This window comes from Eremococcus coleocola ACS-139-V-Col8 (assembly GCF_000183205.1).
Lineage (GTDB): Bacteria > Bacillota > Bacilli > Lactobacillales > Aerococcaceae > Eremococcus > Eremococcus coleocola.
The window spans coordinates 89617-106370 of record NZ_AENN01000015.1 but is presented as its reverse complement, the minus strand read 5'-3'; the positions used below and the strand labels follow the sequence as shown (position 1 = coordinate 106370).

12 protein-coding genes are annotated in these 16754 nt (G+C 38.1%); all 12 read left to right on the top strand.

Annotation, left to right across the window (positions count from 1 at the left end):
• Positions 1 to 76 precede the first annotated feature (76 nt).
• Positions 77 to 2101: an ATP-dependent DNA helicase RecG gene (gene recG / locus HMPREF9257_RS04200; protein WP_006418407.1), complete on the top strand. Its 2025-nt coding sequence runs from the start codon at positions 77 to 79 to the stop codon at positions 2099 to 2101.
• A gap of 15 nt (positions 2102 to 2116) precedes the next feature.
• Positions 2117 to 3109 (top strand): phosphate acyltransferase PlsX, encoded by a 993-nt coding sequence (gene plsX, locus HMPREF9257_RS04195; protein ID WP_006418320.1) that lies wholly within the window; start codon positions 2117 to 2119, stop codon positions 3107 to 3109.
• 101 nt (positions 3110 to 3210) lie between these two features.
• Entirely contained in the window at positions 3211 to 3450 is a 240-nt protein-coding gene (gene acpP, locus HMPREF9257_RS04190; RefSeq protein WP_006418143.1) for an acyl carrier protein, read from the top strand.
• 82 nt (positions 3451 to 3532) lie between these two features.
• Positions 3533 to 4546, top strand: a complete 1014-nt coding sequence (locus tag HMPREF9257_RS04185; protein ID WP_006418499.1) for an ABC transporter ATP-binding protein — start codon at positions 3533 to 3535, stop codon at positions 4544 to 4546.
• A gap of 1 nt (position 4547) precedes the next feature.
• Complete coding sequence (locus HMPREF9257_RS04180) at positions 4548 to 5510, top strand: ABC transporter ATP-binding protein (RefSeq protein ID WP_006418477.1); 963 nt, start codon at positions 4548 to 4550, stop codon at positions 5508 to 5510.
• Between the two features lie 2 nt (positions 5511 to 5512).
• The gene (gene opp4B / locus HMPREF9257_RS04175) at positions 5513 to 6475 is read left to right on the top strand and encodes an oligopeptide ABC transporter permease (protein ID WP_006418432.1); all 963 of its coding nucleotides are present in this window, start codon (positions 5513 to 5515) and stop codon (positions 6473 to 6475) included.
• A 19-nt stretch (positions 6476 to 6494) separates the two neighbouring features.
• The gene (locus tag HMPREF9257_RS04170; protein WP_100069384.1) at positions 6495 to 7424 is read left to right on the top strand and encodes an ABC transporter permease; all 930 of its coding nucleotides are present in this window, start codon (positions 6495 to 6497) and stop codon (positions 7422 to 7424) included.
• Positions 7425 to 7728: 304 nt separating this feature from the next.
• On the top strand, positions 7729 to 9498 hold the full coding sequence (locus tag HMPREF9257_RS04165) for an oligopeptide ABC transporter substrate-binding protein (protein WP_006418257.1): 1770 nt from the start codon (positions 7729 to 7731) through the stop codon (positions 9496 to 9498).
• A 218-nt stretch (positions 9499 to 9716) separates the two neighbouring features.
• Positions 9717 to 11477 (top strand): oligopeptide ABC transporter substrate-binding protein, encoded by a 1761-nt coding sequence (locus HMPREF9257_RS04160; protein WP_006418608.1) that lies wholly within the window; start codon positions 9717 to 9719, stop codon positions 11475 to 11477.
• Positions 11478 to 11654: 177 nt separating this feature from the next.
• Entirely contained in the window at positions 11655 to 12356 is a 702-nt protein-coding gene (rnc, locus tag HMPREF9257_RS04155; protein WP_006418252.1) for a ribonuclease III, read from the top strand.
• A 2-nt stretch (positions 12357 to 12358) separates the two neighbouring features.
• Positions 12359 to 15934 carry a chromosome segregation protein SMC gene (gene smc / locus HMPREF9257_RS04150; RefSeq protein WP_006418348.1) on the top strand — a complete coding sequence of 1192 codons (3576 nt, stop codon included), beginning with the start codon at positions 12359 to 12361 and terminating at the stop codon, positions 15932 to 15934.
• Positions 15935 to 16753, top strand: coding sequence for a Cof-type HAD-IIB family hydrolase (locus tag HMPREF9257_RS04145; protein ID WP_006418516.1), 819 nt, complete (start codon positions 15935 to 15937; stop codon positions 16751 to 16753).
• Position 16754: the final 1 nt, after the last annotated feature.

Sequence of the window (16754 nt, the reverse complement as noted above, 5' to 3'; positions counted from 1 at the left end):
GCTGATTAAATAAGAAAGTAGGTAGCAGAGAATTTGTTACCTGCTTTTTAATTATAGGCATAGGGGGTCTATCAGAATGCCAACTACTTTAAATGATTCAATAGCAGTTTTGAAAGGAATCGGACCTAAGAGTGTCCAAGCCTTTGCTCAGTTGGGCGTGGTTACAATTGCAGATTTACTTTACCATTTGCCCTTTCGTTTTAATGATATTCAAGAGCGGCCCCTTGCTTCAATTCTGGATCAAGAGAAAGTCACACTAAAAGGACGGGTGATTACTCCCCCTGTGGTATCTTACTTTGGCCGAAGACGGAGTCGGTTAAGCTTTCGGTTAGAATTGGAAGACCATCAAGTGATTCAAGTGGTCTTTTTTAACCAACCCTACCTTAATAAGCAAGTGGCTTTAAATGATGAGAAATCAATTTACGGTAAATGGGATCAAACACGACAGACTTTAATGGGAATGAAGGTCTTAAAGGAAACTGATAATATTTTCCAACCGGTATATTCTGCAACCAAGGGCTTGCGTCAAAGTTTAATTGTCCAAGCGATTAGCCAGGCTCTGGCAGAATATGGACCTTTAATTCCAGAAGCGGTTCCTAGTTTTTTGAATGAGCGTCACCAGCTTATGTCTAGTAGAGCAGCGCTTCAAGGAATCCACCAACCTCAAAGTTATAAACAATATGAAGCAGCCCGGCGTAAAATTATTTACCAGGAGTTTTTTGATTACCAATGGCAATTACAAACAGCCTCTTTTAACCACCGACAAGACAAAGGGCTTCAAGTTCATTATGATGTTGAGGTACTTAAAGTTTTTATTAAGGAATTACCCTTTGAATTAACCTCTGATCAGAAGAAAGCTGTTAATGAAATTTGCCTTGATTTACTGGCTCCATATGCGATGCGGCGGATGTTACAAGGGGACGTGGGATCTGGCAAGACGATTGTGGCCTTCCTGGCTATGGTAGCAGGGGTGATTGGAGGCTACCAGGTTGCCCTGATGGTTCCAACTGAGATTTTAGCTAAACAACATTATCAAAATTTTTGCAATCTTTTTCCGGATTTAGAAGATCAAACGGGTTTGCTAATTAGTCAGATATCAAGTAAAGAAAAAAATGAACTGCAACTGGGAATAAAAAAGGGCTTTCACCAAGTGATTATCGGTACCCATGCTCTAATACAAGATGCGGTTAGTTTTCATAAGCTGGGTTTGTTAGTGATAGATGAACAACACCGGTTTGGGGTAGACCAGCGTCAGTTGCTTTTAGATCAAAATCCTGGCTTAAACATCTTGCAAATGACGGCGACCCCGATTCCACGGTCCTTGGCTTTGTCGATTTATGGCGATATGTCTGTGTCCACAATCCAATCGCTGCCCTCAGGTCGTCAACCGATTCAGACCCGACTCGTTTCGGAAAAACAAGTGGATAAGCTATACCTACATATGCAAGAAATCTTAGCCAAAGAGCAACAAATATATTATGTATTACCAATCATTGATCAATCTGAACACTTGGACCAGGTGGAAAATGTTTTAAATGTTAAAGCTAAACTGGATCAAGTGTTCCCAGATTACCAGATTGAAATCTTGCATGGGCAAATGGCTAAGGACCAGCAAGCAAGAGCAATGGCAGCCTTTAAAGCAAATGAAGCCCAAGTCTTAGTAGCCACAACTATGGTTGAAGTGGGGGTCGATGTTCCCAATGCGACGATGATGATTATTCAATCGGCGGAACGATTTGGGCTAGCCCAACTTCACCAATTACGTGGACGTGTCGGACGGGGCAACCAACCTTCGTTTTGTTATTTAATTGGGAATCCAACCACTGAACAAGGCAAGGCTAGGTTAAAAATTATGGTGGATGAAAGCAACGGCTTCCAAATATCTAAGGCTGATTTAAAAATAAGAGGCATGGGGGATGTTTTAGGGCGTCAACAAAGTGGCCTGCCTACTTTTAAGTATGCTAATATAATAGAAGATTCAGATAGTTTAAACCAAGCCCGTCAAGATGTAGCTTGGTGCTTGCAACATTATCAAGATTTGAATCAAAATGATCGAGAAATTTTAAATAGTTTAAATCAGAAGAGTCGGATTGAATTATAAGAAAGAGGATTATTTATGTATAAAATAGCAATCGACGCCATGGGGGGCGACAATGCACCAAAGGCTATTGTTGACGGTTGTTTACAAGCCCTGGCTAACTTTGACGATATTTTTTTAGAATTATTTGGTGATCAAGGTTCGCTTGAATCTCTGATTTCAAATCATGAGCGGATTAGTATCCACCATAGTCCGGATGTAGTGACAGGTGAGGATGAACCAGTAAGGGCCGTACGACGCAAGAAAGAGTCGTCCATGGTTATGGCGGCACAATCAGTTAAGGATGGTGTCAATCAAGCAATTGTTTCTGCGGGAAACACGGGTGCTTTATTAGCTTCTGGCCTTCTAGTCATTGGACGCTTAAAAAATATTGATAGACCGGGCTTAATGCCGATTGTACCAAGCCTATCTAGTGAACATCCCCAATTTATACTTATGGATGCCGGTGCCAATGCTGAGTGTAAACCGATAAATTTACATCAATTTGCTATTCTCGCTTCTTATTATAGTAAGCGTGTACTCGGTATTGAGTCACCACGCGTGGGACTCATTAATAATGGCACAGAAGCAGGCAAGGGAAGTAGTTTAACTAAAGAAGTATTTGAATTATTAGCATCTGAAGAAAGTATTAATTTCATTGGTAATATTGAAGCTAAGGACTTATTAACAGGTATTGTGGATGTGGCAGTAACCGACGGGTTTACAGGGAATGCTGTCTTAAAAACACTGGAAGGTACAGCTAAAGAATTTGCCAAATTCTTATCTAGAACTTTAAAATCAGGAAATTTACAAACTAAACTGGGTGGTTTAATGATTAAGTCGGCTCTTAAAGAGTCTATGGGTCAATTAGATGATACAAAACAAGGTGGGGCTGTCCTACTTGGAATTAAGCATCCTCTCATTAAAGCCCACGGTTCCTCTAACGCAGAAGCTTTTTATAATGCGATTCGACAAGCTCGTTTAGTCTTAGAGTCTGGTGCTATCGAAACTATGGCCCACCATTTTGAATAAAAAATAATTAAAAATATTAGAATCTAGTAGACAAACTATCATTTTACGTTTAAAATGTTTACTATTGGTAACACTATATTTTCTTATATGGAGGTGCGTGAATGTCTGAAAATCGCAGCACATTCGATATCGTTAAAGAAATGATTGTTGATCGTTTCGGAGTTAACGAAGGTTCTGTGACCGAAACAATGACCTTCGATGATCTAGGGGCTGATTCACTTGACGTAGTGGAGCTTGTCATGGAATTAGAAGATACTTTCAATATTCAATTTGAAGATGAAAAAATCGAGGCATTAAAAAATGCGGGTGACGCAGTGCGTTACATTGATGAATTAAAATAGATTTTAAGGAATACATGTATGGATAACACTGCTGACATATGTGAGTAGTGTTTTTTCGTTAAAAAGTACAGGAGGAGAATTAATGGAACAATCAGATATCTTATTAGAGATAAAAGATTTACATACTGGGTTCCGGATTCGTGATAAATTCTATGATGCGGTGGATGGTGTTTCCTTCACCTTACATAAGAATGAAAAATTAGCAATTGTAGGGGAATCTGGTTGTGGCAAATCCACGCTAGCTACATCGATTGTTGGTTTGCATGATCCCAAAAATACCCGACAAACTGGTCAAATACTATACAAGGGCAAGGATATTATTAATTATAGTGAAAGTGACTATTTAAAAATTCGTGGTCGTGAAATTGGGATGATTTTCCAAGATCCATTGGCATCCTTAAACCCATTAATGACCATTGGGGCTCAAATTGAAGAAGCCTTGTATTATCATACGGATTTTAATAAAGACCAACGAAAAGAAAGAACATTGGAATTATTAGACCAAGTTGGGATTGCTAATCCAAATCGGATGTATAAACAATATCCTCATGAGTTATCTGGTGGGATGCGGCAACGGGTTATCATTGCGATTGCTTTGGCAGCAAAACCGAATATTATTATTGCAGACGAACCAACCACTGCCTTGGATGTAACAATCCAAGCACAAATTTTGGACTTGTTAAACCAAATTCAAGAAGAAACTGAATCTGGGATTATTTTAATCACCCATGATTTAGGTGTGGTTGCAGAGACTGCTGATCGCGTTGCTGTAATGTATGCGGGTCAATTTGTTGAAATCGCTGAAGTACATGATTTATTTAATAATCCTAAACATCCATATACACGTTCTCTTTTACGTTCTATTCCGCAATCAAATGATATGGTCGATGATGAAACTGGAGAATTACACGTAATTCAAGGATCTGTTCCAAATATTACTAAAATGAAACGGACCGGATGTCGTTTTGCTGACCGGACGCCTTGGATTCCAGAACATGTTCATGAAGAAAATCCATCATTACATGAGGTAGAACCTGGACATTGGGTAAGATGTACTTGTCATGAACATTTCTATTTCCCAGATGAGGAGGCATAAGATGGCTGAAGAATTAATCACAGTTAAAAATTTAAAAGTCCATTATCCAATTCGGTCAGGCTTCTTCAATCGGATTACTGATTACGTTTATGCCGTTGATGGCGTAGATCTTCACTTTGAAGAAGGAAAAACCTACGGTCTTGTAGGTGAATCTGGTTCTGGTAAATCAACGATAGGTAAAGCTATTATTGGTTTAGAAAAAATCACCGACGGTCAAATTTTCTATAAAGGCGAAGAAGTATCAAAACAAGCGCGTAAACGTCGGTCTGAATACCGTCAAAATGTTCAAATGATCTTCCAAGATGCCATGTCATCATTTAATCCCAAACGCCGGATTATAGATATCATGTCTGAACCTTTACGGAACTTCACTAATATGACGGCGGCAGAAGAAAAGAAACGATCCATTGAATTGTTGGAAATCGTTGGTTTAACTGAAGATGCTCTTTACAAGTATCCCCATCAGTTCTCTGGTGGTCAACGGCAACGGATTGGGGTTGCTCGGGCAGTAGCCTTGAATCCTAAATTAGTGATTGCCGATGAACCGGTTTCAGCCCTAGACTTGTCAGTACAAGCCCAAGTACTTAACTTTATGAAACAGATTCAAGATGAATTTAATGTTTCATATCTATTTATCTCTCATGACCTCGGTGTTGTAAAGCACATGTGTGATGAGATTGCGATTATGTACCGGGGACGTTTCACTGAATACGGCGATAGTGATGAGATTTATCATAATCCTCAACATATTTATACACGTCGTTTGCTTTCTGCTATTCCTCAAATTGATCCTAATATGCGGGAAGAAAATAAACGGATTCGTCAAGAAGTTGAAACTGAATTCCATGCTGAAGGTGCTCAATTCTTCTCACCAGAAGGTCGTGTTTATGATCTTCAAAGTCTAAATGATAACCATAAAGTGGCATTGAATGACATGTCAATTATTCAAGAAGGGGGAATTTAGTTATGTGGAAAACAATATTAAGACGGTTAATCCTGATGATTCCACAAGTCTTTCTTTTGAGTATTGTGGTCTTTATCCTTGGTTCATTGATGCCTGGGGATGCCTTGACTGGTTTAATTGATCCAACCATCTCAGCAGCTCAAATTGAAGCCATGCGCGAATCACTCGGTTTAAATAAATCATGGCCTGAACGGTATATTGATTGGATGACCGCTGCCTTCCATGGTGACTTTGGTCGTTCATGGTCACAAAAAATGCCCGTGACCCAAGCAATCGGACAACGGATCGTGCCAACCGTTTCCTTGTCACTCTTTATGACAATTATTACTTATGCTGTGGGACTTCCGCTTGGATTATTAGCCGGCCGGTATCAAAATACATTCTTTGACCGTGTAGTTAATATTTATAACTTCTTTACATATGCCATTCCGTCTTTTGTTGCCGGTCTACTTATGTTATGGATTTTCGGTTATACCTTAGGATGGGTACCTACTCGGGGTACTGTTGGTTCAGGTCTTGAACCTGGAACCATGCAATACTTTCTTTCTCGTTTGCACCACATGATTCTACCTGCTGTTACGATTGGATTATTAAGTACGACGGGGATTATCCAGTACTTACGTTCAGGGGTTATTGATGCTAAGTCACAAGATTATGTGAGAACTGCCCGGGCTAAAGGGGTGCCTGAAAGTACAATTTATAGTCGTCATATCTTCCGAAATTCAATCTTACCAATTGCTCAAGGAATGGGGTACACCATTACGGGATTGATTTCAGGGTCAGTTATTACAGAACAAATCTTTACTTATCAAGGAATGGGGCAATTATTTATTACTTCTATTACTGGACGTGACTTTGCTGTCATGACCACCTTGGTCTTGTTATTTGGATTTATGACCCTATTAGGAACCTTACTCTCAGATATTATTATGATTTTCGTGGATCCACGAATTAGAATTCGATAGGAGGTATATAACAATGGAAATGAATCCTCAAGAACCAGTTCCAGTTGAAGAACAAGTCGTTGGTCAATTGGAAGAATTTGAATCCAAACCACCTATGGGACTCGAAGTGATTGTTCGTGAATTCTTACATGATAAGGTGGCTATGTTTTCACTGTTTATTTTAGTTGCAATTGTACTATTTGCTTTTATTGCACCATTCTTTATGGATGAAACAAAGGCCCAAGTTGTTAACTTATTTGGACGTTATAAAGAACCCGGTGTGGATGGTTATCTACTTGGTTCCAATGAAGGGGGTCAAGATATTTTGACCTTACTCGTAATTGGTACCCGTAATTCCTTGTTTATTGGTTTCATGGTGACCATTTTCACTTCAGTCATTGGGATAGCTATTGGGATTATGGCTGGGTATTACGGTGGTATCGTAGATGATATCGTAATGCGTATTATCGACTTCTTGATGGTGCTACCAATTATGATGATTATCATTGTAATTGTAACCATTATTCCTCGTTTTAATATGTGGACCTTAATCATCCTGCTTTCTGCCTTTTATTGGGTAGGGAATGCACGTCTTTTCCGGACTGCAACCTTATCTGAAGGTTCGAAAGATTATGTTTCGGCATCCAAAACGATGGGTACCCGGGATTGGAAGATTATGTATATGGAAGTTATGCCTAACTTATCTTCATTAATTATTACATATTTGACCTTGAACTTTGCAGGTAATATTGGCGTGGAAACTGGACTTTCTTTCCTAGGTTTTGGTCTTCCATTCGGGACACCTTCACTAGGTACTCTCATCTCGACTGCATCAAATCCTGATGTTATTCAAAATAAATGGTGGGTTTGGTTACCAGCTGTTATTTTAATCCTAGTTCTAATGTTATCTATATCTTATATTGGTCAAGCAATGCAAAGAGCATTCGACTCAAGACAACGGATTGGATAATTTATAGTTATCAGAAAAGCCTGACAGTAATTAACTGTCAGGCTTTTTTTTGATTGAACAGGTTATCATTCGATTAATAAAACCTGAAAATAATTAGTTAAATTGTAAAATATTTAATTGTAAACAATAAATTTTAATTATTTTTTCACCTTTATAATATTGATTTAATATAGTTTCTTATATAAAATTTTTATTAAAATTTATGAGAGAGTTTTTTGAAAAAAAGTGACCATTATGTTATAATTTACTTAATAAATTTCAATGTCCTTATCATTATTAAGGAAAAGAAAGATGGAGGAATTACATGAAAAAATCACTTATCAAGTCATTTGCCGCCAGTACGGCAGTTTTATCCTTGGTAGCTAGTCTAAGTCCATTGGCGTTAGATCACGTGGCAGCCCAAGAAGATGCTAAAATTTTTGACTCAAAAGTTGAAAATAAAGGAGATGCCATTGAAGGCGGTGACTTGAAATACGCGGTTATGTCTGGCTCAACTTTTGCTGGTGTGTTCAATAGCATGTTTTATTCAGATTCTACTGACTCTCAAGTAATTTCAATGTTTAACCCAGGAATTATTGGTTATAACGAAAACTTTGAAGTCGATTCATCAGGATTTGCTGATATTGATATTGATCAAGATAACAAGCAAGTGACGATTACTATTCCTAAGGATCAAAAATGGGATGATGGTGAACCGATTACCATCGATGACGTTATTTTCCCTTACTATGTAATTGGTCATAAGGACTATGCTGGTATTCGTTATGGGGCTGACTATGAAAATGTTGAAGGTATGGAAGAATACCACAATGGTGAAAGCGAAGAAATTTCTGGTCTTGAACGCGTGGATGACTATACATTAACGGTTCATTACAAAGAATTTTCTCCATCTATGCTTCAAGCCGGAGGGGGAATCTCAGCTTATATGGAGCCTGAACATATCTTTAAAGACATTGAAGTTAAAGATATGGAAGATTCTGAACCAGTTCGGAAGATGCCAGTTGGCTTTGGCCCATTCAAGGTTGAATCAATTACACCAGGTGAAGCCGTAAAATTTGTTAGAAATGATAATTACTATAAAGATCTAGCTGCAGTCGATTCTGTGACTATGGAAATTGTAAACCCATCAACCATCGTTGCAGAGTTAAAAGCTGGTCATTATGACGTGGCATCTTTACCATCTGATCAATATGAAACCTTTAAAGATGCTAAAAACTTTAAAACCTTAGGTGTCTTGGCTAATACCTATACTTATATCGCCTTTAAGTTTGGTACTTGGGATGATGAAAAGGGCGAAATTAAGATGGACGATTCTAAAATCGTAAATAATAAAGCCTTACGTCAAGCCATGGCTTATGCTATTGATAATGCGGCGGTAACCCAAGAATTTTATCAAGGTATTCGGATTGCAGCTAACTCACACATTACCCCTAACTTCAAAGATTACAATAATCCAGATCAAAAGGGCTATGAATTTAATCCTGATAAAGCAAAACAACTTTTAGCTGATGCAGGTTTTAAAGACACAAATAACGATGGCTTCGTAGAAGATCCAAATGGCAATGAATTTACCCTTCATTTTGCTTCAATGTCTGGTGGCGAAACAGCAGAACCATTGGCTCAATATTATATCCAATCATGGCAACAAGTTGGAATCCATGTTGAATTAACCGATGGCAAACTTATGGAAATGAATTCCTTCTATGATCGTATTCAAAATGATGATGAAAATATTGATATTTATCAAGCAGCCATGGGTGTTGGGGGGGATCCTAATCCACGTGGTTTATGGGGTCGGTCAGAACCATTTAACTATGCTCGTTGGGGTTCTGGAGAAAATGACAAGTTCTTAGAACAAATGTCTTCACCAGAGGCTTTTGATGCTAAGGCTCGTCAAAAAATGTATTATGATTGGCAAAAATACATGATGGAAGAAATTCCTTCTATTCCAACTATGTTCCGTCAAGAATTAACAGCCGTGAACAATCGGGTAAGTAATTGGGATATTACTATTGGTAATGATCTAGAATGGTCACAAGTAAAACTATTAGCGGATAGTCCAATTGCTGAGTAAAAAAATAGATACGATAGAAACAAGAGGTCTTAAAAAGCCTCTTGTTTTTGTTTTAAAATTTGATTTTTTCTCATTAAATGTGTTTTTATTTAAGTAAAATTCTTTTTTTAGGATAAAAAACGATTTAATATTAAAAAAAATTAAAAAAGGACTTGAAATTTTAAGGTTTTATAGGTATTATAATTTTATATTAATTTTAAATGAGAAGGGGAAACAAAATGAAAAAGACCTTATTGAAACCAATGTCAGCTGTTCTGGCACTTTTATCTGTTATTCCTAATATTAATCTTGCAAGTGTTCTAGCTGAAGGAGATGCACCTACATTCTCAACTGATGTAAAACATGAGGGTGAAGCGATTGAAGGTGGAATTTTAAAACAAGCTTTAGTTTCTGATACGACTTTCCCAGGTGTCTTCAACAATATGTATTATTCTTCAAATCCTGATACTGCAGTCATTAACTTATTCGCTGAGTCTTTATTCGGGTATGATGAAAACTTTACCATCGATAACTCAGGTTTTGCTGATGTTGAATTTAATAAAGATGATAAAACAGTAAAAATTACTATTCCTGAAGGGGTTAAATGGCATGATGGTGAGGACGTAACCATTGATGATGTAATCTATCCTTACTATGTTGTAGGGAATAAAGACTACACTGGAATTCGTTATGGTGAAGATTTCATGAACGTCGAAGGTATGGAAGAATATCATAATGGGGATGCTGAAGAAATTTCAGGTCTAGAACGTGTGGATGATTATACTTTAGTAGTCCACTATAAGACTTTCTCTAACTCAATGTTACAAGCCGGTGGTGGCGTTTCTGCTTATATTGAACCAGAACATATCTTTAAAGATATTCCAATTGCTGAACAAGAAGATTCAGATGCAGTTCGTTCCAACTTAGTTGGTTTTGGTCCGTTCAAGGTAGATAAAATCACTCCTGGTGAAGCGGTAACCTTTGTACGTAATGATGATTACTATCGTGGTGCACCAGCTCTTGACGGAGTTACAGTAGAAATTGTTAACCCATCAACAATTATCCAAGAGATGAAAGCCGGAAACTATGATATCGCCTCATTACCAGCTGACCAATATGAAACCTTCAAAGACGCTAAGAACTTTGATGTTTTAGGTCAAGTTTCAAATGCTTATACTTATATCGGCTTTAACTTAGGTACTTGGGATGAAGAAAAAGGCGAAGTAGTTTACGATGATACTAAACTGACTGCTAACAAGGCTCTTCGTCAAGCTATGGCTTATGCTATGGATAATGATGCTGTTGGTGCTGAATTCTATCATGGCCTCCGTATGAATGCGAATTCTCATATTCCTTCATTCTTCAAGGATTACAACAACGCTGACCAAGAAGGTTACCATTATGATCCAGAAAAAGCTAAACAATTGTTAGCAGATGCTGGTTTTGTTGATAAAAATGGGGATGGATTCATTGAAGATCCAGATGGAAATGAATTTACTCTTCATTTTGCTTCAATGTCTGGTGGTGAAACTGCAGAACCATTGGCTCAATATTATATCCAAGCTTGGCAACAAGTGGGTATTAAGGTTGAATTAACTGATGGTAAATTAATGGAAATGAACTCCTTCTATGAACGTGTTGAAGCCAACGATGAAGGTATTGATGTTTACCAAGGTGCTTGGGGTACTGGTGGTGACCCTAACCCAACAGGTCTATGGGGCCGTAATTCTCCATTTAACTACACTCGTTTTGCTTCTGAAGAAAATGATAAATTATTGGCTGCCATTAACTCAGACGAAGCCTTCGATAAAGACTTCCGTGTGAAAGCTTTCAATGATTGGCAAGCATACTTCATTGATGAAGTGCCAGCTATCCCAACCTTATTCCGTCAAGAATTAACTGCGGTAAACAAACGGGTGAGTCAATATGATATCAAGACTGGTTCTGACTTAGAATGGTCTGAAATTAAATTATTATCTGACAAACCACAAGCTGAATAATTCTCTACTAAATTTGAAAGGATGGACAGAAAGTCTATCCTTTTTTTTGTGCCATTAAATAATCCATATCTTCATTAGCATAAGTTTCAAAGCTAACAATAGTCCTTCATTATGGAATATACTTTGCTTGACTTAGCTAAGTAGGGTAAAATAAAGAACAGAGAATTGAGGGATATCATGGAAAAAATCGCAGATATAATTCAAAAAAATACTGGGATAACATTTACTAATATAGAAATCTTACAAACAGCTTTTTGTCACACTTCTTATGCCAATGAGCATGCTAAAGAAAAATTGAAAGATAATGAGCGTCTAGAGTTTCTCGGTGATGCGGTCCTGGAATTAATTACTTCTGATTTTCTTTTTAATACCTATCCCGATAAACCAGAAGGACAGTTAACCCGGATGCGTGCTCAACTAGTTAAAGAGCCTTCCTTAGCTTTGGTTGCACGTAAATACCAATTGGACCAATTGATTCAATTAGGGAAGGGTGAAGAGGCTTCAGGCGGACGATTCCGGGATTCTATTGTGTCAGATGCTTTTGAAGCCTTTTTAGGTGCGATATATCTAGACCAAGGTTTTGCACGAGTGACAGAATTTTTGCAACAAGCTTTGTTAAAACCCCATCTTCAAATTATTAAAGTGATTAACATTGATTATAAAACTCTTTTTCAAGAAAAAGTTCAGAGCCAAGGACCCGTTAATATTGATTACCGTCTTATTAAGGAAGAGGGACCGGCCCATCACCGTCTCTTTGTAGTGGCCCTCTATCTTGATGATCAATTAGTAAGTCAAGGACAAGGGTATAGTAAGAAATCCGCTCAGATGGCAGCCGCTGAGGCGGCATTAGAAGCGATGGACGAGAAAGGTAAATTGTAAGTATGCACTTAAGTAGAGTTGAAATGACCGGCTTTAAATCTTTTGCGGACAAGACGGTGATTGAATTTGACCAAGGAATGACTGCAGTGGTTGGGCCAAATGGGTCAGGAAAATCTAATTTATCTGAAGCCATTAGGTGGGTCTTAGGAGAACAATCTGCTAAGTCCTTACGAGGCAGTAAGATGGAAGATGTTATTTTTAATGGAACCCAAGACCGTAAAGCAGTCAATATTGCTAAAGTAACCTTGGTCTTGAATAATGAAGACCATTATCTTGATTCGGATTATAGTGAGATTGCTATAGCTCGCTCTTATAATCGAAATGGCGATTCTTCCTATACTATTAATAATGAAACTGTGCGTTTAAAAGACATTGTTGACTTGCTTCTGGACTCAGGTCTAGGGAAAAATTCTTTTTCAATTATTTCCCAAGGTCAAGTAGAACAAATCTTTTTAAATAAACCTGAAGAAAGACGGACCATTTTTGAAGAGGCCGCAGGCGTTCAAAAATATCAATACCGCAAGAATGAAGCTGAGCGTAAACTAACAAAATCCCAGGACAATTTAAACCGGGTAAAAGATATTATTCATGAATTAAAGCAACAGTTAGACCCTTTGGCCAAGCAAAAAGATAAAGCCCTAATCTATTTAGAAAAAAGTCAGATATTAAAAGAATTAGAAATTTCCTTGTATAGTCTGCAGATAAAGTTAGCTAAAAATCAATGGGCTGAATTTGAAAGCCAATTAAAAGCTATCAACTTGGTTCTTAATCAACTAGAAGCAGATATTCAAACTTTGCAAAATGGGATTAAAGATGATAAAGACCAGTTAGAAACGATGACTCAGACGATAGAGGCTACTCGGCATGAGTATTTTGAAAGTTCCCAAAAGAAACAAGCTCTAGAAAGTCAGATTCAAATTCTTCAAACGAAAATTTCAAACCTTGGTGACCGCCAAGCAGATCGTCAAGCGAATTTCGACAAAGAAGAAGCCAGTAATTCCCAGTTAATTGAAAAACGCCAAGAGTTAATTCAAAAACGGAATGACTTAGAAAGTATATTGGCAGACTTACATACTAAATTAGAACCTTTAAACCAAGATTATTTAGCTTTGACCGGAGACCAAAGCCAGGTTTCAGACCAGTTACGGAATGAAATTTTTCAAATCTATCAATCAGAAGCGGATTATAAGAATAAAATACAACAATATAAACAGGAAATTGAAGGAATTGAAGTAAAGAATCAATCTTTCCAGACTAGGCTGGATGATATAAAAGCAGCAAAGGCTCAACAGGGTGAACAAATTACGGCTGAAGAGAGTAAATTGCACCAACTTGAAGCGAAAGAAATTACTTATCGAGAGAAAATTCAAGCAAGTCAAGCTAATTATCAAAGCCTAAAACAAGCCCAAGCTAAAAAAATAAAAGACTACGAAGATTTCTTACAAAAGTATCGGCAAAATAAAAGCCAAGAACAACACCTAAGTCAGATGCAAGTTCAATATGTGGGCTTCTATGCTGGGGTGAGGGCAGTTATGCAGGCCCAAAGCCAATTAGATGGGATTCATGGGACTTTAGCTGATTTAATTCAAGTTGAAGCAAGCTATCAAATTGCCATCGATACAGCTCTCGGGGCTGGCTTACAAAATATTGTTGTTACTAATGATCAAGCAGCACGTCAGGCAGTTGCTTACCTAAAAAAACAAAAAGCAGGCCGGGCAACCTTCCTACCCTTAAGTAATATTCGGAGTCGTTCCTTAGCCAGTCATTTATATCAAACTGCCCAGCGCAGTCAGGGTTTTGTTGATATTGCGAGTCAACTCGTAAAGACGGATGACCAATATCGTGCCATTATTGAAAGTCAATTGGGTACTACTGTTGTGGTGGATACCCTAGCAAATGCACAAAATCTAGCTCGAGCTCTAAACCAAAAGATTCGGATTGTCACCCTTGAAGGTGAAATGATTCAAGCGGGTGGGGCGGTTACAGGAGGACGAAATAAGAATCGTCAAGAATCGGTACTCGAAAGAGAAGGACAGTTAAAAGCAATAAAAAGTCAAAACCAAAAAGATTCTGAAAAGCTACAAGTATTAGACCGAGAAAACCAAGCATTAAATCAGAGCTTAAAAAACTTAGAAACTGAATACAACCAAAATCGTCAGCAATTACAGGAAACCTCGCTAGAATTGCAGTATTTAAAACAAAGTTTAGCCCAGAAACAGGAAGAATTTCAGCGATTAGGTGACCGACAAATTATTCTTGAGGATGAATTCCAACAAGCAAGCATTACCTTGAAAGAAGATAAAGCCGCCTTACTAGAGGCGCAAGAAAAATTAAAGCAAGTTCAAGTTGAAAGCCAACAATTACAAGCTCGATTGCAAAAATTTAATTCTAGTCAAGAAGATAGACAAAATAAAGCGCAAGTACTGAACCAGGATATTTTTCAATTAAAAACTGATATTAAATTAAAAGAATACGATTTAGACCAGGTAAATGCGCAACTGAAACAATTAGAACAAGAATTGCAAGCTTTCTTACAGGCTCAAAGCCAATTTAAAGCTCAAGAAGCAAGTTACCAAGCTAATCTAATGAGTTTAAAAGAAGATTTAGCTCAGCAAGAAGCAGATTTAGCTCAGTATCAGGACGTATCTGACCAATTACCAGAGGAGTTAGAAAGTATGCGGCAGGAACGGAAAGCACTGAGCCAGACCATACGTGAGGCAGAATCTCAGTTACAGACACTCTTGCAGGATAATCAAGCTAAATATAAAGAACAAGCCCGCTTAGAAGCAAGGATTGATCAAATTCAGGTGACGATTGATAACCAACTCTTATACCTAAATCAAGAGTATCAATTGTCCTTTGAAGCGGCCCAAGAATTATCTAAACCGGTTGAAGATGAGAAGGCTGTTTTAGCGACGATTAAGCAACTTAAAGTGGATATTCAAAGTTTGGGTCCGATTAACTTGAATGCGATTGAAGACTATGACCAGCTAGCAGATCGTTATGATTTGTTAGTCGAACAAGAGGAAGATTTATTAGCAGCTATGGCTCAATTACAAGAGACCATGGATGAAATGGATCAAGAAGTCATTAAACGCTTTGGACAAACCTTTAAAGTCATTAATGAACAGTTCCAATTGACCTTTAGACGGCTTTTCTCTGGAGGTCAAGCCCAATTAGAGTTGACCCAACCAGATAACCTATTAACTACGGGTGTAGACATCATCGCCCAGCCACCCGGCAAGAAAAAACAACATTTAGCCTTGTTATCAGGTGGTGAGAGAGCTTTGACGGCTATTGCCTTGTTATTTGCCATCTTAGAAGTCAAACCAGTTCCATTTGTGATTTTGGACGAAGTAGAAGCAGCCTTAGATGATGCCAATGTCTTTCGCTATGGTGAATATATTCAAAGTTTTACCGACCAGACTCAGTTCATTGTCATTACCCATCGGAAGGGAACCATGGAATCGGCGGATGTTTTATACGGCGTGACCATGGAGCAATCTGGGGTTTCTAAGCTAGCCTCAGTTAAATTAACTGAAGCAATAGAAGAAATACAAGAAAGAGGAAATCGCTAAATGATAAAATTAATCGCTATCGATCTTGACGGCACCTTGGTCAATGATCAAAAAGAAATACCTTTAGAAAATATTAAAGCTATCCACCGCGCTCAAGCGGCAGGTGTTCGGGTGGTGCTCTGCACGGGCCGCCCATATACAGCAGTAAAACCCTTAGTTGATCAATTAGGCTTTACTGATCATGATTTGGTTGCTGTCTTTAATGGGGGTCAGATTCGTAAAGCTGTGTCGGGCCAGGTCCTCAGTGAGAAAACAATTAGTCAGGCAGATATGCTTCGTTGGTATGCTGAAACTGAACGCTTACAAATCCCTTTTAATATTATTGATTCGGATTGGGTATACGAACCCGCTAGCTATCCTGAAGGTCATCCTTCGTTTTATGTGGGTAAGGTCTCGTCAGCACCAGCAACCCATGCAGATTTTAATCAATTTGCTGCTGATCACCGCTTTAATAAATTGGTAGTGACAGTTGAAGCAGATTATTTAGAACAACAGTTAGGACAAATGGATCCAGACTTGATGGCAGAGTTTTCCCTCTCACGGTCATATCCTTTCCAATTAGAAATCATGGCACAGGGGATTGATAAAGGTTATGCCTTAGACCAGCTAAGCCAGGTTTTAAATATCGATATCGCTGATATGGTTGCAATTGGAGACCAGCTCAATGATTTGGCTATGATTGAAAAAGCCGGTCATGGGGTAGCAATGGGGAATGCAGAGCCAGAAATTAAAGCTTTAGCGGAATACATTACTGATACTAATAATAATGCTGGAGTCGCCAAAGCAATTGACTATTACTTACAAAAAGAAAAGGAGTAAA